At 32.7% G+C, this 18,619-nt stretch carries 18 protein-coding genes and 1 other RNA gene; 10 read left to right on the top strand and 9 right to left on the bottom strand.

Going from position 1 to position 18,619, the window contains the following annotated elements; genetic code table 11:
• Positions 1 to 72: 72 nt before the first annotated feature.
• The 4 genes from ACFS5M_RS13845 to ACFS5M_RS13830 are packed head-to-tail and all read left to right on the top strand — an operon-like array spanning position 73 to position 3,076.
• Complete coding sequence (locus ACFS5M_RS13845; protein ID WP_183489472.1) at positions 73 to 630, top strand: RNA polymerase sigma factor; 558 nt, start codon at positions 73 to 75, stop codon at positions 628 to 630.
• A gap of 11 nt (positions 631 to 641) precedes the next feature.
• The gene (locus tag ACFS5M_RS13840; RefSeq protein WP_183489469.1) at positions 642 to 1,199 is read left to right on the top strand and encodes a hypothetical protein; all 558 of its coding nucleotides are present in this window, start codon (positions 642 to 644) and stop codon (positions 1,197 to 1,199) included.
• Complete coding sequence (locus tag ACFS5M_RS13835) at positions 1,177 to 2,268, top strand: hypothetical protein (protein ID WP_183489466.1); 1,092 nt, start codon at positions 1,177 to 1,179, stop codon at positions 2,266 to 2,268. Before ACFS5M_RS13840 ends, ACFS5M_RS13835 begins: the two co-directional genes overlap by 23 nt.
• 28 nt (positions 2,269 to 2,296) lie before the next feature.
• Complete coding sequence (locus ACFS5M_RS13830) at positions 2,297 to 3,076, top strand: head GIN domain-containing protein (protein ID WP_183489463.1); 780 nt, start codon at positions 2,297 to 2,299, stop codon at positions 3,074 to 3,076.
• A 50-nt stretch (positions 3,077 to 3,126) separates the two neighbouring features.
• On the opposite strand, the gene ACFS5M_RS13825 is transcribed toward ACFS5M_RS13830, so the two are convergent.
• The 3 genes from ACFS5M_RS13825 to ACFS5M_RS13815 all read right to left on the bottom strand — a co-directional run bounded on the left by ACFS5M_RS13825 (position 3,127) and on the right by ACFS5M_RS13815 (position 6,440).
• The gene (locus ACFS5M_RS13825) at positions 3,127 to 4,191 is read right to left on the bottom strand and encodes a hypothetical protein (RefSeq protein ID WP_183489461.1); all 1,065 of its coding nucleotides are present in this window, start codon (positions 4,189 to 4,191) and stop codon (positions 3,127 to 3,129) included.
• A gap of 49 nt (positions 4,192 to 4,240) precedes the next feature.
• The gene (locus tag ACFS5M_RS13820) at positions 4,241 to 5,548 is read right to left on the bottom strand and encodes an MFS transporter (RefSeq protein ID WP_183489458.1); all 1,308 of its coding nucleotides are present in this window, start codon (positions 5,546 to 5,548) and stop codon (positions 4,241 to 4,243) included.
• A 61-nt stretch (positions 5,549 to 5,609) separates the two neighbouring features.
• On the bottom strand, positions 5,610 to 6,440 hold the full coding sequence (locus tag ACFS5M_RS13815) for a M48 family metallopeptidase (RefSeq protein WP_183489455.1): 831 nt from the start codon (positions 6,438 to 6,440) through the stop codon (positions 5,610 to 5,612).
• Between the two features lie 165 nt (positions 6,441 to 6,605).
• On the opposite strand from ACFS5M_RS13815, the gene msrB reads away from it, so the two are divergent.
• The 3 genes from msrB (at position 6,606) to lpdA (ending at position 9,179) form a co-directional block, all read left to right on the top strand.
• Positions 6,606 to 7,088, top strand: coding sequence for a peptide-methionine (R)-S-oxide reductase MsrB (gene msrB, locus ACFS5M_RS13810; protein ID WP_183489452.1), 483 nt, complete (start codon positions 6,606 to 6,608; stop codon positions 7,086 to 7,088).
• A gap of 103 nt (positions 7,089 to 7,191) precedes the next feature.
• A complete protein-coding gene (locus ACFS5M_RS13805) occupies positions 7,192 to 7,746 on the top strand; it encodes a DUF1572 family protein (protein ID WP_183489449.1) in 555 nt (184 codons plus the stop codon).
• A gap of 56 nt (positions 7,747 to 7,802) precedes the next feature.
• Positions 7,803 to 9,179: a dihydrolipoyl dehydrogenase gene (gene lpdA / locus ACFS5M_RS13800; protein WP_183489446.1), complete on the top strand. Its 1,377-nt coding sequence runs from the start codon at positions 7,803 to 7,805 to the stop codon at positions 9,177 to 9,179.
• Between the two features lie 99 nt (positions 9,180 to 9,278).
• Here the strand turns inward: lpdA and aroQ are convergent, their stop codons facing one another.
• Both aroQ and ACFS5M_RS13790 read right to left on the bottom strand, forming a co-directional pair.
• Positions 9,279 to 9,698: a type II 3-dehydroquinate dehydratase gene (gene aroQ, locus ACFS5M_RS13795; protein ID WP_183489443.1), complete on the bottom strand. Its 420-nt coding sequence runs from the start codon at positions 9,696 to 9,698 to the stop codon at positions 9,279 to 9,281.
• A 77-nt stretch (positions 9,699 to 9,775) separates the two neighbouring features.
• Positions 9,776 to 10,369 carry an outer membrane beta-barrel protein gene (locus ACFS5M_RS13790; RefSeq protein WP_183489440.1) on the bottom strand — a complete coding sequence of 198 codons (594 nt, stop codon included), beginning with the start codon at positions 10,367 to 10,369 and terminating at the stop codon, positions 9,776 to 9,778.
• A gap of 449 nt (positions 10,370 to 10,818) precedes the next feature.
• Here ACFS5M_RS13790 and xerD point away from each other — a divergent pair, with 449 nt between their 5' ends.
• Positions 10,819 to 11,715, top strand: coding sequence for a site-specific tyrosine recombinase XerD (gene xerD, locus ACFS5M_RS13785; RefSeq protein WP_183489555.1), 897 nt, complete (start codon positions 10,819 to 10,821; stop codon positions 11,713 to 11,715).
• A gap of 49 nt (positions 11,716 to 11,764) precedes the next feature.
• Here xerD and rny read toward each other — a convergent pair whose 3' ends face one another.
• The 4 genes from rny to ACFS5M_RS13765 form a co-directional block, all read right to left on the bottom strand.
• Entirely contained in the window at positions 11,765 to 13,339 is a 1,575-nt protein-coding gene (gene rny / locus ACFS5M_RS13780; RefSeq protein ID WP_183489437.1) for a ribonuclease Y, read from the bottom strand.
• A 54-nt stretch (positions 13,340 to 13,393) separates the two neighbouring features.
• Positions 13,394 to 13,501: non-coding RNA, 6S RNA (gene ssrS / locus ACFS5M_RS13775), on the bottom strand.
• Between the two features lie 56 nt (positions 13,502 to 13,557).
• On the bottom strand, positions 13,558 to 13,851 hold the full coding sequence (locus ACFS5M_RS13770; protein WP_183489434.1) for a cell division protein ZapA: 294 nt from the start codon (positions 13,849 to 13,851) through the stop codon (positions 13,558 to 13,560).
• Positions 13,852 to 13,866: 15 nt separating this feature from the next.
• Positions 13,867 to 14,157: a hypothetical protein gene (locus tag ACFS5M_RS13765; RefSeq protein WP_183489431.1), complete on the bottom strand. Its 291-nt coding sequence runs from the start codon at positions 14,155 to 14,157 to the stop codon at positions 13,867 to 13,869.
• A gap of 253 nt (positions 14,158 to 14,410) precedes the next feature.
• On the opposite strand from ACFS5M_RS13765, the gene ACFS5M_RS13760 reads away from it, so the two are divergent.
• Positions 14,411 to 16,099: a M23 family metallopeptidase gene (locus tag ACFS5M_RS13760; RefSeq protein ID WP_183489429.1), complete on the top strand. Its 1,689-nt coding sequence runs from the start codon at positions 14,411 to 14,413 to the stop codon at positions 16,097 to 16,099.
• A complete protein-coding gene (locus tag ACFS5M_RS13755) occupies positions 16,053 to 18,569 on the top strand; it encodes a TonB-dependent receptor (RefSeq protein ID WP_183489426.1) in 2,517 nt (838 codons plus the stop codon). The genes ACFS5M_RS13760 and ACFS5M_RS13755 overlap by 47 nt, the downstream gene beginning before the upstream one ends.
• Positions 18,570 to 18,619: the final 50 nt, after the last annotated feature.

The raw sequence follows: 18,619 nt of genomic DNA, 5'->3' as shown, positions 1-18,619 counted from the left end.
ACTTTTTTTAGTAAAACTGTAACACTTTATCTTTACTGTAATCTTTAGTATAACAATTCGATGTAAAACCATTTGACACTAACCAACCAAAATATCGAACAGCTTATAGAGCTATGTAAATCGAACAATCAATTTGCGCAATTGGAGGTTTACAATAGATACTATAAAGCCATGTTTAACGTAGCATATAGAATTGTAAAAGATAGATTTGAAGCTGAGGATATCATGCAAGACTCATTTTTATCTGCTTTTACAAAACTAGATACTATAAAAGATACAATGACTTTTGGTGCATGGTTAAAGCGAATTGTAATTAATAACAGTATTTATCATTTTAATAAAAATAGTAAATACCAAGATGTTCCTTTAGATAATGTATTGTATAAAACTGAAGACAATGATGGTGTTGCTAGCGATTACGAGTTTACTAACCTTAAGGCGCGACAAGTGTTAGAAACTATGAAATTACTAAAAGACAATTACCGAATTGCTTTAAACTTACATTTAATTGAAGGTTATGATTACGAAGAAATAAGTGAAATTATGAATATGTCTTATGCCAATTGCAGAACTACAATCTCGAGAGCAAAAGAAAGTTTAAGACAAAAATTACAACTTGTTGAACATTAAAAAAGAATATTATGAACAAAGATACTTTAGATCAACTTTTTGACCATCTACAACATGAATTTGATGTTGAAGAACCAACGTTAGATCATGACAAAAGATTCTTAAAAAAGCTTAATCATCAAGAGCTTGCTTACACAACAAAGCCAAAACGCAATATTTGGATGCCTTTTATTGGTATTGCTGCATCATTAGCGCTTTTAGTAAGTGTTTTTGTAGGCTCTCAAGAGCAAAGCAATACTCATGATTTAGCAAGTGTTTCTCCTGAAATGGCAGAAACCCAAAATTTCTTTGATACCACAATTGCATCAGAATTAATAAAGCTTGAAAAAGAATCTAATCCAGAAACAAAACTATTGGTTGCAGATGCAATGATGCAAATTCAAAGATTAGAAAAAGAATACAGCGCTTTAAAAGTAGATTTATCTGAAAGTGGTAATGATAAACGCGTTATCTACGCTATGATAAGCAATTTTCAAAATAGAATAGACATTCTACAGAATACATTAAAACAAATTGAAAACGTAAAACAGTTAAAAAATAATCACAATGAAAACAGCACTACTATATAAAATTACACTTGCCTTTATGCTTGTGCCTATGCTAATTTTAGCATCTACTACACCTAATAAAGGAAAACATACCAAAGAAAAGAAAATCACTAAGACGTTTCAAGTCAATGCTAATGCCACTTTAAAAGTCGATAACAGTTATGGTAACTTAGATATTGTAACTTGGGATGAAAACCAAATTGCCTTTGAAATTACGATTACAACCAATGGCAACAATGAAGAGAAAGTACAAAAGAAGCTTGATGACATTACTGTTGTATTTGACGCCTCTTCTAGTTTAGTCTCTGCCAAAACCAAATTCAACAAAGAAGGTTCAAGTTCTTGGTGGAAATGGAATAACAGTAACAATGTCAATATGAAAATTAATTATGTCATAAAAATGCCAATCACTAATAACGTGAACCTAAGCAATGATTATGGCAGTATTAATCTTGATAAGTTAGAAGGTCAAGCGACAATTAGCTGTGACTATGGAAAAATTACAACTAAAGAACTCATGGCAGATAATAATAGCTTAAGTTTTGATTACACTCAAAACAGTTATTTTGAATATATAAAAAGCGGAACAATTAGTGCCGACTACAGCGGTTTTGTTGTCGCTAAAACCAAAGACTTAGTAATTGAAGCCGATTATACAAATTCTAAAATAGAAATTGCTGAAGACATAAGATATGATTGCGATTATGGAAATATTACTGTAGAAAAAGTAAATAACTTTACAGGAGATGGCGATTATTTAACAACCAGACTTGGAGATGTTTATAAAAACGTTGCCATAAACGCAGATTATGGCTCGATTAAAATTAATAACATGACTGCTAATGCTGGAAATATAGATATAGAATCTGATTATGTTGGCATTACTATTGGCTACAGTTCTGGGTATAATTTCAATTTCAAGATTGATTTAGAATATGGATCTTTAAGAGATCATGACGACTTAGAATTCACTAAGAAAAATGTCGAGTCAACAGATAAATACTATGAAGGTTATCATGGAAACTCTAGCTCTGGAAACTTCATAAAAATCACTTCAGATTACGGAAGTGTATCGCTCAAAAAAAACTAATACATTAATTCATTAAAACACAAATCCAATGAAAAATTTAAAAAAAATTCGCGAAGGCTTAAACAGTATAAGCGGCGTGAGTAAACAACTAATTTTAATTTTAGTAATTACACTTTTTGCCTCGCAAATACAAGCGCAATCTTGGGGAAATAAAAAAGTAAAAGGCAATGGAAATGTCACTACCATTACAAGAACTACTAGTGACTATGATGGCGTTTCATGCGCTGGTTCTTTTGACTATATTCTTGTTGAAGGCGAAGAAGGCCAAATCACTATTGAAGGTGAAGAAAATTTATTAAACTATATCGTTACAGAAGTGAAAGGTAATAAGCTTATTGTTAAAACCGAAAATGGAATCAATCTGAGCACAAGTTTTAACAAAACGATAAAAATTACTATCCCTTATAAAGATATTAGTGAAGTTTCGCTTGCTGGCTCTGGTGATTTATGGAATAAAGGCACTATAAAAGCTTCTAACCTTGATATCTCTTTAGCAGGTTCTGGAGATGTGGTTCTTAATATTGAAGCTACATCTGTAGAAGGAAGTTTAGCTGGTTCTGGTGATTTGACTTTAAAAGGTAGAACGACAAACTTAGAAGCTAGTGTTGCTGGTTCTGGAGATTTTCATGGTTTTGATTTAGATGCTGATAATACTGAAGTTTCAGTAGCTGGTTCTGGTGATGCTGAAGTTGTTAGCAACACGATGTTAAAAGCACGTGTCTCTGGTTCAGGAGATATTGAATACAAAGGCAACCCTTCTAGAGAAGATACCAAAGTAAATGGTTCTGGTGATATTAGCAGCCACTAATATTTACCTTTTAAACAAAAAAGCCGAAGCAATTAGCTTCGGCTTTTTTGTTAATTTAAAGTGTATTCTAAGAGAGTATTTGAACCACTATTTGTTAAGTATTCTATCATACCAATATGATTGGCATAATAATAATGTGATACATCGGTTGTACCAAGAGCAGTAACAGTAAGTTCGATATGAATAACATCTGTATAATTAACACCTTCTACGGTTCTAGTAATATCACGTTCAATCATCTCAAACGAATATAATGCATCCACATCAGCATCTGGAATATCTGGAGATCCAGTCTCTGGAGTATATGAAATTGTATATGACACATCAGATTCCCATGTTTCTCCAATTGTAGCATCTTCTTTAATCATATTAATAATAAATGGAGTTGATGCAAATTGATAACCAGGAATTGAACCAGAAATTTCTGATCTCATTAAATAGTTAACTCCACTTTTTCTTAACCAAGTTGGGTTCGCAAATAATTCATCAAAAGCATAATATTCAAAGCCATCAATGGTTTCGGTTCCTGAGATTTCATAGATTTGTTCTCCATCGAAAAAAGTATTGTATGTCCATGAATTCCCAATAGCGCGTGGCCAATAATCTTGAGTGTCTGATGCACAGCTTAAACCATCTATTATTGCTTGAAGTTCTCCAGAAGAATCACCACAAACAGCGATTTCATTTTCTAAAGCATTTATATAGGCATTACATAACGTTGCGTTGCTCGTATCTGCATTATATGCAGCTTCTGCAGAATCTGTAGCAGCTTCGGCAGTTGGACAATCATCTGGTACATCAGAAGAACAATCTAAACTATCTATTGTCGCTTGAATAGCTCCAGTAGTATCTCCACATAAATCTAAAAAATCTTGTAAAGCAGCTAAATACTCATTACAAACTTCAGTAAAGTTAGAGTCGGTTGGTGAAACCGTACTATATGCTGCAGTTGCATTAGCAACATTAGTTGTCGCTTCGGCACAAGTTGAAGCTCCTCCTCCTCCGCTTCCATCATCAGTGGCAAATTCACCCTCAAGAGGTTCATTATCACATGACGTTATAGTAAATAGAAAAAAAGATAAAAAGAAAACTGAAACAAGTTTTAAATTTTTCATAGAGTATAGTTGTTATTGTCGATAAATATAAACAAACTTAGTAAATTATTTAAGTAATTATTTCCTTTCTTGGCACTCTAAACAATAATACAATTCCAATTAAAAAGAAAATAAATAAAAATAGAATTGCATTTCTCATGCTGCCAGTAACTTGATCTATGGTTGCAAAAATTGCCATACCTATAACAATTCCAATCTTTTCAGCAACATCAAAAAAGCTAAAATAGGATGTTGTATCTTCTGTTTCAGGTAAAAACTTAGAGTATGTTGATCTGGCCAATGATTGAATTCCACCCATGACCAAACCGACTAAGCTTGCTGCTATATAAAACTGCATAGGTGTTTTCATAAAGTAGGCATAGAAACATAAGCTCATCCAAATAAAATTAACAACAATTAATGTTTTAATATTACCAAATCTTGATGACGCTTTAGACGTTAAATATGCCCCAAGTATAGCAACTAACTGAATGACTAAAATACTACTTATTAAACCAGTAGTTTTTTCACTATCGCCTCCCCAATCAATTTCTTCTTCTCCAAAATATACTGCAACTAACATAATCGTTTGAACAGCCATACTAAACACAAAAAATGCTATTAAATAACGCTTTAACCTAAGGTTTTTCTTAAGTTCAGTCCAAACAATTTTCAATTCTTTTAAACCATTAAACACTACAGATTTAGTGACTTTATGTCCTGAAGACACACCTTTTGGTAAAATATAAAAGGTATATTGACTGAATAAAATCCACCATAATCCAACTGTAATAAATGAATAACGCATCATTTGCATTTTAGCTTCACCATCATCTTGACTCATTACCATAATCAAGTTTATAATTAACAACAAAACACTACCAACGTATCCCATTGAAAAGCCTTTAGCACTAATGCCATCTTGTTGCTCAGGAAAGGCAATGTCTGGTAAATATGAATTATAAAATACCAAGCTTCCCCAATATCCTATTAAGCCCATAAAGTAGAACAATAAACTTAAATGAATTCGGTCTGGAGAAATGTCGAACCAATATAAACCTATACAACCTAAACCACCTATATAACAAAAGAACTTCATGAAATTCTTTTTATTGCCAACATAATCTGCAATACCTGAAAGTATAGGCGAAGTAAAAGTTACGACTAAAAATGTAAATGCTGTAACATAAGTTATAAGTGCAGTGCTCTTAAAATCCATTCCAAACGCATGCACTGTTTTTACTTCAGATAGAAATAAAGCGGAATAAAAAATTGGAAAAATAGAAGACGCAATGGTAAGTGTATATACTGAATTTGCCCAGTCATAAAACGCCCAAGCATTAAGAAGTTTTTTACTTCCTTTTTCAAGTTTTGCCATAAATAAAAAGCTGCTCTTTTATGAGCAGCTTCTAAAATAAACAAAATTTTATTAAATTGTATTAATATGGAGTTATTGCTCTAAAAGATTGTACTCCAAACTTTTTAGCTTCTGCAATAGCTTGTGGTGCTAATGCTTTTAAATTTGCTATACGACTATCGTTAGATGGATGCGTACTTAAAATTTCTGGTGGTGCTTCACCTCCACTATTAGCCTTCATACGTTCCCATAATTTTGAAGCTTCTGCAGGATTATAACCTGCAATTCCCATTAGGTATAAGCCAATTTTATCAGCTTCAGTCTCATGACTTCGACTAAAAGGAAGCATCACTCCAACGGTAGAACCAATACCATAATATTGGTTAAACGTATCTCTATCTTTATCATTATTAATAGCAACATTACCAGCAATAGCAATTCCTTGCTGAACATAAGCTGCACTCATACGTTGTTGTCCGTGATTGGCTAAAGCATGAGCTACTTCATGTCCCATTATTGCAGCTACACCTGTTTCACTTTGAGCTATAGGAAGAATTCCTGTATAAAAAACTATTTTACCTCCAGGCATGCACCAAGCATTTACGGTAGGATCATTTATTAAATTATACTCCCATTTATAGTCATTTAAATAGCCTTGATGACCATTGGCATTTAACCAACGTTCTGCGGCTATTGCTATACGTTGACCTACACGAGTAATCATTTCAGCTCTTGCTGTACCAGTTTCAACATTACTTTCGGCTAAAACCTGATTATATTGAGCAAATGCTGTAGGGAACAATTGAGAATTTGGCACTAAAGCCATAGTCTGCTTACCTGTAAAAGGGTTAGTTGCACACGACAAAAAAAGCGATATTGTACAAGATGCAATTACTATGTTTTTAAATTTCATAATGAATCTTTTTATTTTTAGTTAATGGAATTATAAAAGTACAAAACCTTACTATTAAATTAGACACAATATTTTTTATTTTGTCACATTTAATTAAAAAAGGAAAGTTTAATGTTATGTCTCAAAAATTATACCGACTTAAGTGCAATATAAATTATTCTTAATATGAAAAATATATTATCATTCTGTGTTCTACTTCTGCTTTTTAATTGTAACACTTCTGCTCAGAAAAACAACAATGAAATTCAAAAAGAATACGCAGTAATAAAAACCGACTCAGAATGGAAAAAAATACTCTCTGAGGAACAGTATTATGTCTTACGTGAAGCTGGTACAGAAAGACCTTTTTCTAGCCCTTTAAATAAAAACTACACAAAAGGCACTTACCATTGTGCAGCTTGTAATACACCGCTATTTTTAAGTGAGCATAAATTTGATTCTGGTACAGGCTGGCCTAGTTTTGACAGAGAAATTGAAGGCAATGTTGCTTATGGTACAGATCATAATTTAGGATATTCTAGAGACGAAGAGCATTGTGCAACCTGTGGCGGACATTTAGGTCATGTGTTTAATGATGGTCCACAACAAACTACTGGAAAAAGACATTGCATTAATGGCGTTGCTTTAAAGTTTGTCCCTTCTGAATAAATCGCTATAATGATTTTCAAAATAGTGATATAAAATCTATTGATAATATGAGCTTCCAATTATTGGTTTATATCCTTATTTTTATGATTGAAAATCTTAAAACATGGAAAAATCATATTTGCCTAGTGCCATAAAACAATTCGAATATTATAAATCTTTAGGCGATAAAACTCTAGATCGACTCTCTTTAGAAGAGTTAAAATGGCTACCACACGAAGATTCAAACAGCATCGCTATTCTTGTAAAACATATTGTTGGTAATATGTTATCGCGTTGGACTAATTTTTTAATCGAAGATGGTGAAAAAAAATGGCGTGATCGCGACCAAGAATTCATCGATACCTATAACACTAAAGAAGATTTAATGGCGTCTTGGGAAATTGGTTGGGACTGTTTATTTAATGCTATCAAACCTCTCGAAGCTATAAACCTAGAGCAAATCATATATATTCGTAATCAAGGCCATTCAGTAACAGAAGCGATTAATAGACAACTCGCACATTATGCTTATCATATTGGACAAATGGTTTTTATTGGCAAACTGGTTAAAGGGAATCAATGGGAATCTTTATCTATTGCTAAAGGAAATTCTACGACGTATAATGAAGAAAAATTCGCTAAAGAAAAAGGACGAAGACATTTTACAGATGACCTTTAATATTACATTTAGGTTTTGTAACTTCGTAACTTCAAAAATCGACTAAAAAATATACAATGAGTAAATACGATGTAATTGTACTTGGAAGTGGTCCTGGTGGCTACGTAACTGCTATTAGAGCGTCTCAATTAGGTTTCAAAACTGCTGTAGTTGAAAAAGAAAGTCTTGGTGGTGTATGCCTAAATTGGGGTTGTATTCCAACTAAAGCTTTACTTAAATCTGCACAAGTTTTCGAATATTTAAAACATGCTGAAGATTATGGTTTATCTGTAAAAGAAGCAGATAAAGATTTTGATGCTGTTGTGAAACGCAGTCGTGGTGTTGCTGAAGGCATGAGTAATGGTGTTAAATTTTTAATGAAAAAAAATAAGATTGATGTTATTGAAGGCTTCGGAAAAATAAAACCTGGCAAAAAGGTTGATGTCGATGGAAAAGAATATAGCGCAGATCATATCGTTATAGCAACTGGTGCTCGTTCTCGCGAGTTACCTAGCTTACCTCAAGATGGTAAAAAAGTAATTGGGTATAGAGAAGCTATGGTTTTACCTAAACAGCCTAAAAAAATGATTGTGGTTGGCTCTGGAGCTATTGGTGTAGAGTTCGCTTATTTTTATAACGCCATGGGAACAGACGTTACTATTGTTGAATACTTACCTAATATCGTTCCTGTTGAAGATCTTGATGTCTCAAAGCAATTAGAAAAAAGCTTTAAGAAAAGTGGTATTAATATTATGACTTCTGCTGAAGTTACTAGTGTAGATACTTCTGGTAAAGGTGTGAAAGCTACTGTTAAAACAAGTAAAGGCGAAGAAGTGCTTGAAGCAGATATTATCCTGTCTGCTGTAGGTATTAAAACCAACATTGAAGGTATTGGCTTAGAAGATGTAGGCATTGCTGTAGATCGTGATAAGATTTTGGTTAATGATTTTTACCAAACTAATATTCCTGGTTATTATGCTATTGGAGATGTAACGCCTGGACAAGCTTTAGCACATGTCGCTTCCGCGGAAGGCATTCTGTGTGTAGAGAAAATTGCTGGTCAGCATGTTGAAGCTTTAGACTATGGAAACATTCCTGGTTGCACCTACTGTGCGCCTGAAATTGCTTCTGTTGGTTTAACTGAAAAGCAAGCAAAAGAACAAGGTCTTGATATTAAAGTGGGCAAATTTCCATTCTCTGCTTCTGGTAAAGCAAGTGCTTCTGGTGCAAAAGATGGTTTTGTTAAAGTTATTTTTGATGCTAAATATGGCGAATGGCTTGGTTGCCATATGATTGGTGCTGGTGTAACTGATATGATTGCTGAAGCCGTTTTAGGTCGAAAATTAGAAACTACTGGTCATGAAGTCTTAAAAGCTGTGCATCCACATCCAACAATGAGTGAAGCCGTTATGGAAGCTGTTGCTGCAGCCTATGGCGAAGTGATTCATTTATAGTTGTTACCTATTAGAAATATAAAAAGTTCCAGAAATTTCTGGAACTTTTTTTGTTTATATCTTTTACAATCGATTTAAAAGAAACCTAATGGACGTGCTTTAATTCATAAAACTCTGAATAGCTAACTCATAGCTTTGCAGGCCAAAGCCTAAAATAACACCATTAGCATTAGGCGAAACATAAGAAACATGTCTAAACTCTTCTCTATCAAAGGTGTTAGAAATATGGACTTCAACCACAGGTGTTTCAATGGCTTTTACGGCATCACCTATACCAACTGATGTATGTGTATAAGCAGCAGCATTAAGTATAATCCCATCATATAAAGCATCAGCATCTTGCAATTTACTAATAAGCTCACCTTCAATATTAGATTGAAAGTAATCTATTTGTATCGTAGAATACTTCTGCTTGACTTCCTCTAAAAATTCTGTAAACGTTAAACTCCCATAAATTTTAGGCTCACGTTTCCCTAATATATTTAAATTAGGTCCATTAATGATGATTAATTTCTTCATATAGTAAAAATACAAAAGTTATTGTATAAAAAAAGGAAGCTTAAGCTTCCTTTTTTGTTAATATATATAGTCTAAAATTAGAACTTATAAGTAACACCAAAATTGATGTCAGATAAATCTAAATTAAATCCGAAAGAGTTAGCTGCTTCAGCACCATCCCAGTCGCCTTTTTCACTTGTATAAGATAATGCTCCAATAGAAGCTCTTAAAGCAAAGCAGTTAGATACAAAATAGTTAAGTCCAGGCGCTACAGAAAATCCAAAAGTATTCGTTTTAGATTCATCACCACCATTAGGCTCATACTTAGATGACATATAACCAAATCCTGCACCTACAGTAAAAGAAAATTGGTTCGCTGGTGTAAAGAAATATCTAGCACCTAAATTAGCACCAAAAGTATTTGTTTTGTTTTCACCAGTATCTTCTCCACCACCAACAGAAAGACCTAATTCTAAGGCAATGTTATCAGATAAAAAATAACCCACTGAAGGCATAAATGCGTAACTGTTAGATTTAGCGTCATCTTGTTTCCAAGTGTTAATACCTACAGTACCACTTAAATAGATATCACTTTTAGCGAAACCACCTGTACCATCTGTAGCTTTCTCTTCTTGTGCGTTGACATTTAAGGCAAATAATGCCAATGCCGCAAATAAAAATAATTTTTTCATAATAGATTGAGTTTTTTAAGATTTAAAAAAATCTTGTTAATTAATTAATGTTGGAGCAAATTAAATACAATTTTTTCTACTTATCAACATTTTAACCCTACTTATTAACAATTTTATTAACAATTTGTATTTTACTGCCTCATTATCAAGTATTTAATAATTATTAAAAAAGGCATTTTATTAACAAAAAATGATGAAAAAGAGTCTAATTTAGACAGTATTTTGGTCAAAACCATTGGAAAAGACATAAAAAAAAGAGCGAAATTTTACGTGAATTGCGCTTTTAACCCTATTTACGATTGCCTTATAACAGATATCACCTACAACATTAACAATAATATGAACTATTGATAGCGTAATCTATTCATATACAACTCATTAAATACCTCTCTATTTATTACATTACAATTCTATTAAAAAAAATGCTAAAAAGTCCTATTTTAGAGGTAATGAAATGGCAACAAGCAATTCAAGATTACAAATCGTATTTAAAAATAGAACGCGGACTATCCCAAAATTCTATAGATAATTATGTTTTAGATGTTAATAAACTTATTAACTATCTTAAAGATAAGGATATACAAGAATCGCCTCTTTCCATATCTTCAGAAATAGTACAGCAATTTATTTATGATGTTGCCAAAGACCTTAATGCACGATCGCAATCAAGAATTATATCTGGTTTACGCAGTTTTTTTAATTATTTAATTTTTGAAGACTATCTTAAAACCAATCCACTAGAACAAATAGAATCTCCTAAAATAGGACGAAAACTCCCAGACACTTTATCTGAAGAAGACATTAATAAGCTTATTAATGCTATAGATTTAAGTCAGCCACAAGGCGAACGCAATCGTGCAATGCTTGAAACTCTATATAGTTGTGGTTTACGTGTTAGTGAACTTGTAGGTTTAAAAATTTCTGATTTATTTTTTGATGAAGGCTTCTTGAAAGTCACAGGAAAAGGAGACAAACAACGTTTTGTGCCAATTGTTCCGCATACACAAAAGTTAATCAACATCTATAAAGAACAGGTTAGAGTTCATTTGCCAATACAACCGAATCATCAAGATATCTTATTTTTAAATCGTCGAGGAAAACAACTTACAAGAGCGATGATCTTTACGATTATTAAACAACTTGCAGAAAAAATAAGTTTAAATAAAAATATTTCTCCACATACGTTTAGACATTCCTTTGCCACTCACCTTCTTGAGAATGGTGCAGATTTAAGAGCGATTCAACTCATGCTAGGTCATGAAAGCATAACCACTACAGAAATTTATATGCATGTTGATAAGCGTCATTTAAAAGATGTGATGAATGCATATCATCCTAGAAAATAAAAAAGTCAGCATAAAGCTGACTTAAATAATCTTATACACTTATTGTGAATTATTTAGCAATATTTACTGCTCTAGTTTCACGAATAACAGTCACTTTTACTTGTCCAGGATAGGTCATATCTGTTTGTATTTTTTGTGAAATATTAAAAGACAAATCGGCTGCATTTTGATCGGACACTTTTTCATTTTCAACAATGACTCTTAACTCTCTACCAGCTTGAATCGCATAAGCCTTTTTTACACCTTGGAAGCCAAATGCGATATCTTCTAAATCTTTAAGACGTTGAATATAGCTATCAAGTACTTGTCGTCTTGCGCCTGGTCGTGCACCAGAAATAGCATCACAAACTTGAACAATAGGTGCTAATAAAAACTTCATTTCAATTTCATCATGGTGTGCTCCTATTGCGTTGCATACTTCATCTTTTTCTCCGTATTTTTCAGCCCATTGCATCCCAAGGATCGCGTGAGGAGTTTCCATATCTGCTTCAGCATCTGGCACTTTACCAATATCATGTAACAATCCAGCACGCTTAGCTAATTTTGGATTAATTCCTAATTCAGCAGCCATGACACCACAAAGCTTTGCAACTTCACGAGAGTGTTGTAATAGATTTTGGCCATAAGAAGAACGGTATTTCATTCTTCCAACAACTTTAATTAATTCTGGATGTAAATTATGAATTCCTAAATCGATTACTGTACGTTTACCAACTTCAATAATCTCTTGCTCAATTTGTTTTTGGGTTTTCTTCACCACTTCTTCAATTCTAGCAGGATGGATACGACCATCAGTAACAAGTTTATGAAGTGACAAACGAGCGATTTCACGACGAACAGAATCAAAACAAGATAATATAATCGCTTCAGGCGTATCATCAACAATAATCTCTACACCAGTTGCAGCTTCAATAGCGCGAATATTACGTCCTTCACGACCAATAATACGACCTTTAACGTCGTCAGATTCAATATTAAAAACAGAAACACAATTGTCTACAGCTTCTTCTGTACCAATGCGTTGTATGGTATTAATGATGACTTTTTTCGCCTCTTGTTGAGCAGTCATTTTAGCTTCTTCAAGCGTGCTTTGAATATAAGCCATAGCATCACTTTTAGCTTCACCTTTTAAAGATTCGACCAATTGAGCCTTTGCTTCTTCGGCTGAAAGACTAGAGATGACTTCTAATTGCTCTACTTGGCTTTTGTGCAACCTATCCACTTCGACTTGCTTTTTATCTAAAATATCAAGTCTGTGGTTATAGTCTTTTATTTTATTTTCAGCTTCAGCATTAATTTTTTTAGTTTTAGAAAGCTCGCTAGAAACTTGAGACTCCTTATCACGAATTCTTTTTTCAGCTTCAGCCATTTTCTTATCACGTGATAAAATGACTTTTTCGTGTTCTGCTTTAAGTTCTATAAATTTTTCTTTGGCTTGGAGAATCTTATCCTTTTTAATTGATTCACCTTCGTGATTTGCGTCTTTTATTATAGAAGCTGCAGATTTTTTTGCGCTTTTAATTAATTTAGAAGCATTATTTTTTTCTAATGCCTTTGCTATAATATATCCAATAATTACACCTACAACTAGGCCTATTACTGCTAATACAATTGGGTTGTCCATGTTTAGTTAATTAGTTAATATAAAAAAAGCCTACATCAGTATAAAGTTTTGTATAAACTCCTTAAAAACAAGTTTAGGGCTAACAAGCTGATCAAGTATCTGTTCAAAGACAGCACGCTTTTACAACTTAAACTCACCCTTTTTAAAGAATTAACGTTGAGTTTATCAAAAAAAATAACTAATGCAGGCAGTAACCTTTATTTTATTTAAAGAACGTATTAAGAATGTAAGTGCGCTTTTAACAGCTCATTTAAAGCGTTAAGCTTATCTTCAACATGCACATTCACATTTTCCTTATCTATTGATTTTTGTTCTGTTTGAGACGCAAACTGTAAAGCACACATGGCTAAAACATCTTGTTTATCTCTAACGGAATAACTTTGCTCAAATTGTTTAATCATAGCTTCAATTTTCTTAGCCGCTTTTCTTAAACCTTCTTCCTGACTTGGATTAATGGTTAAAGGATATACTCTATTAGCTATAGATAGCTTTATTTTAAGCTGTTCTGCCATGAAAACTATGTGTCATTACTCAGAGAGTTGTGATATACAATGATCTATATCTCTAATTAATGTATTTATTTTAAGCTTAGTTTCTCTTTTATTATTGTCACTGCCAAGCATAGAATTTGCCATCTTGAGTGCCTCATACTTATCTTTCCAAACAACTAATTGTCGTTCTTGCTCTTGAAGCGCTTTATTTGATAATTGTATGGTCTCTTCTAGTTTTAAATTAGTTTGCTTTAAAACCTCTAGTTTATGCAATACTTTACTAATTTTATTCTCTAAAGCATCTACAATATCTTCAATATGACTCATTTACAAATTCAATACTTATCTCACAAAGTTAACATACCTAAAGTTAAATAACAATAGTTTTATACAATAAAATAAAAAAACATCTGAAATCATTCTGTATCAATACTATGGCGTAGTATTTGTTTAAAACTTGCTAGTTAATTTTCATATGCATATATTTATAGAATATTTTCTATATTAAATTAATCATTCTAGTATAAAAAATTTAGTTCTGGTCATTACAAATTAATACATTAGCAATACAATTATATTTATGCGTTTACTTACAGTTTTTTTATTATTATTTTCATCACTTTGCACAGCTCAAAGTATTTATCCAACAGATTATTTTAGACCTCCATTAGACATTACTCTTGTTGCTGCTGGGACCTTTGGTGAACTTAGGTCTAACCATTTCCATTCGGGAATTGATATTAAGACACAGCAAAGGGAAGGCTTAAAAGTATATGCTGCTGCAAGTGGTTATGTGAGTCGAATTAAGGTCTCGCATTTTGGCTATGGAAAAGCCTTATATATTACACATCCTAATGGTTACACGACAGTATATGGCCATTTGCAAAAATTTTCTCCAAAAATTGAAGCATACGTTAAAGCTCAGCAGTATGAAAAGGAATCTTTTGAGATTGAATTATTCCCTAACCTAGAAGATTTAACCATTGAAAAAAGTGAAATTATTGCGTTTAGTGGAAATACTGGTGGATCTGGTGGTCCACATTTACATTATGAGATAAGAGACAATCAGGAAAGACCTTTAAATCCGATGCTTTTTGGATTAGATATTGCAGATACAACCAGACCAATAATTTCTGAAGTTTACGCCTACGCGATCAGCGAAGATGCACATGTTAACAAATCTAAAATGAAACAAAAACTTCGTCTTATAGATAATAAAAATGGGACTTATACTGTGGAAAATATTGAAGCTTATGGTAAAATTGGATTTGCAATTGAATCTATAGACAGACAAGATTTAGCTTCTAACAAAAATGGCGTTTATAATATTCAAGCGCGCTATAATGGAAATTTGTGTTTCGAGTTGGCATATAAGCGTTTCTCTTTTGATGAAACTAGGCATTTAAACCGTTTAATAGATTATGACCACTACAAAACGAATAAAGAGCGACTCCAGAAGCTTTTTGTAGAAAAAGGAAACCCTTTAAGCATGTACAAGAACATCGTTAATGATGGCTATATAGTTGTTGAAGATAGTACCTCTTCCATTTATAAAGTCCGTATAAACGATTTTAAAGATAACGACACTTGGCTTCACATAAACATTAAAGGTGTAAAAACTAACGATGTCCAACCTCAAGAAGATTTAAGCACACCTTATTACATTTATGCCAATCAAGATCATCATTTAAACGATGGTCGTATTAATGTTGACTTTACGCGAAACACTTTTTATGATGATTTTTTTATTGATTTCAAAGTGTCTAGCGATACGCTTTTTCTTCATAAAGATATCATTCCAGCAAAACGCTATTTTGATATTAGTTATGATATAAGTGACTACAAATCTGAAGATGTAAACAAACTCTATATCGCGAGATTAGTTGGTTGGAATGATTATCCACTTTATTCTAAAACTACACGAAAAGAAAATGTTTTAACAACCAGCACAAGAATTTTAGGCAAATATGCGTTAGCTTCAGACACAATAGCACCAATAATTCAGCCTATCAATTTTTCTAAAGGAAAGTGGTTAAGTAAATACAAGTTCCTTAAAATTAAAATTGATGATGATGCTTCTGGCATCTCAAATTACAGAGCTGCTATTAATGGAAAATGGATTTTAATGGAATACGATTACAAAACCAAAACATTAACTTATAACTTTGATGATGGCATTATTACTGAAACTAAAAATAATTTAAAGCTAATTGTTACTGATAATGTTGGAAATAATTCTACATTTGAAATTATGTTTTACCGAAAATAAAAAAACCTTGAAGACTAAATTTATAAGCCTAACTACGCTCCTTTTATTATTTCCTCTTTTTGTATTAGCTCAAACGGGAACAATTAGAGGGGTTATTCTAGACGAAACCAATACACCTGTAGACCAAGTAAGTATTAAAGCTGGAGACCTAGGAACAACTACAAATGAGAATGGCTTTTATATTTTAAAAATACCTGCAAATCAAGATGTTGTTGTTCAATTAACTCATATTTCACTTAAACGAACTGTCGCAACATTTAATCTTAAAAACGGCGAAGAAATTGAGTTTAACCCTGTAATGAACACTAATGTTGAGCAAATTGCTACTGTTGTAATTTCTGCTAGAAAAAGAAAAGATGTAGAAGGCATTGTGACTTTAAAACCTGCTACAATTAGAAAAATACCTGGTGCAAATGCTGGCGTAGAAAATTTATTAAAAACACTTCCTGGTGTGAGCAGTAATAACGAGTTAAGTACACAATATTCTGTTCGTGGTGGTAATTTTGATGAAAACTTAGTTTATGTTAATGGTATCGAAGTTTATCGTCCATTCTTAATTCGTTCTGGACAACAAGAAGGCTTAAGTTTTGTGAATTCAGATTTAGTCCAAAACGTAGATTTTTCTGCTGGTGGTTTTCAAGCAAAATATGGAGATAAATTATCTTCAGTCTTAGATATTACTTATAGAAAACCTACCGATTTTGGAATAGCTGCAGATTTGAGTTTACTAGGTGGAAGCCTTTCTGTTGAAGCCGTAAGTAAAGATTCTAAGCTTACAGGAATTGTTGGTGTTCGATATCGTGACAACAGTCTATTAGTAAATGCTAAAGAAACTGAAACTAATTATGACCCAAAATTTATGGATATTCAATCCTTTGTAAGTTATAATTTTACAGATAAGTTTACTGTAAGTTTTTTAGGGAATGCTTCATTAAACAAATACAATTACGAGCCAGAAACACGACAAACTAATTTCGGAACTCTTTCAGATCCTATTGCTCTATTGGTTTTTTATGAAGGACAAGAAAAAGATGCATACCAAACACTTTTTGGAGCTTTACAAGGAACTTACAAAGTGAATGACGATTTAAATTTAAGTTTAGTCGCCTCCACATATCATACGACAGAAGAAGAGTATTTTGATATTCTAGCGCAATACAGACTTGGTGAAGTTAATACCAATATTGGAGATGAAGATTTAGGTGAAGTTGAATTTAGTGAAGGTATTGGCGGACAACTAAATCATGGTCGTAATGATTTAGATGCATTAATTACAACTATTGAACACAAAGGTGATTATGACATTGATGACCATAATATAGAATGGTCTGTGAAATATACTAATGAAGATATTCGTGATCGACTTGTTGAATGGGAAGTTATTGACTCTGCAGGATTCGCAATAAATCCTCCAACCATAGACGATTTTAACGAACAGCCTTATCAACCTAATGAAGGTCCAATTACAGCCTTTCAAAATGTAAGAGCAACTAATAGTACATCTATAGACAGAATCCAAGCCTATTTACAATGGAGTAAACGCAGCAACCTTGGCGAACATGATGTTTGGTATAATGCAGGTGTAAGGGTTCATAACTGGAGTGTTAATGGTGATGGCATTGAAAGCTCTTCGCAAACAGTTTTCAGTCCAAGAGCACAATTTGCTATTAAACCAAATTGGAAAAGAGACATGCTTTTTAGAGTTGGTACAGGTTTTTATTATCAACCTCCATTTTATAGAGAATTACGTGACCAAAGCGGAACAGTGCAACCTAATGTTAAAGCACAACAATCTATTCATTTTGTAGTTGGAAATGATTACAGTTTTAAATTGTGGGACAGACCTTTTAAATTGACTACCGAAGCGTATTATAAAAAATTAAATGACGTCAACCCTTATACAGTTGAAAATGTACGAATACGCTACAGAGCAAACAATTCTGCTGAAGCTTATGCTTATGGTTTAGACTTAAGACTAAACGGTGAATTTGTGGCTGGAACAGAATCTTGGTTTAGTTTTGGTTATTTAAAAACCGAAGAAAATATTGAAGGGCAAGGCTACATCGCTAGGCCAACAGACCAACGCTTAAAATTTGCAGCCTTATTTCAAGACTACGTACCAACAATGCCTAATTTTAAAATGTTTTTAAACTTAGTGTATAATACTGGTGTTCCTGGTGGTTCTCCTAGTTATGCAGATCCTTATGTTTACCAAAACCGATTACCTGCATACAAGCGTGCCGACTTAGGCTTGCAATATGTTATTGTTGATGATAAAAAACAATTTGAATCTGGTTGGCGCAAACCTTTTAAAGAATTAGCCTTCGGGTTTGAAATTTTTAACGTGTTTGATGTACAAAACTCCATTACCAATACTTGGGTAAGAGATGTGTATAGTAAGCGTCAATATGCTATTCCAAATTATTTAACACCTCGTGTCTTTAATGTTCGTATGAGTATGAAGTTTTAATAATTTAACACTTTATTTAAAATTTAAATTAATAACATTGGTACATTTAC

The organism is Lacinutrix iliipiscaria (assembly GCF_042686125.1).
In the GTDB taxonomy this organism is placed as follows: domain Bacteria; phylum Bacteroidota; class Bacteroidia; order Flavobacteriales; family Flavobacteriaceae; genus Oceanihabitans; species Oceanihabitans iliipiscarium.
The sequence above is the reverse complement of the archived record's forward strand: the minus strand, read 5'-3'. Positions and strand labels throughout refer to the sequence as shown.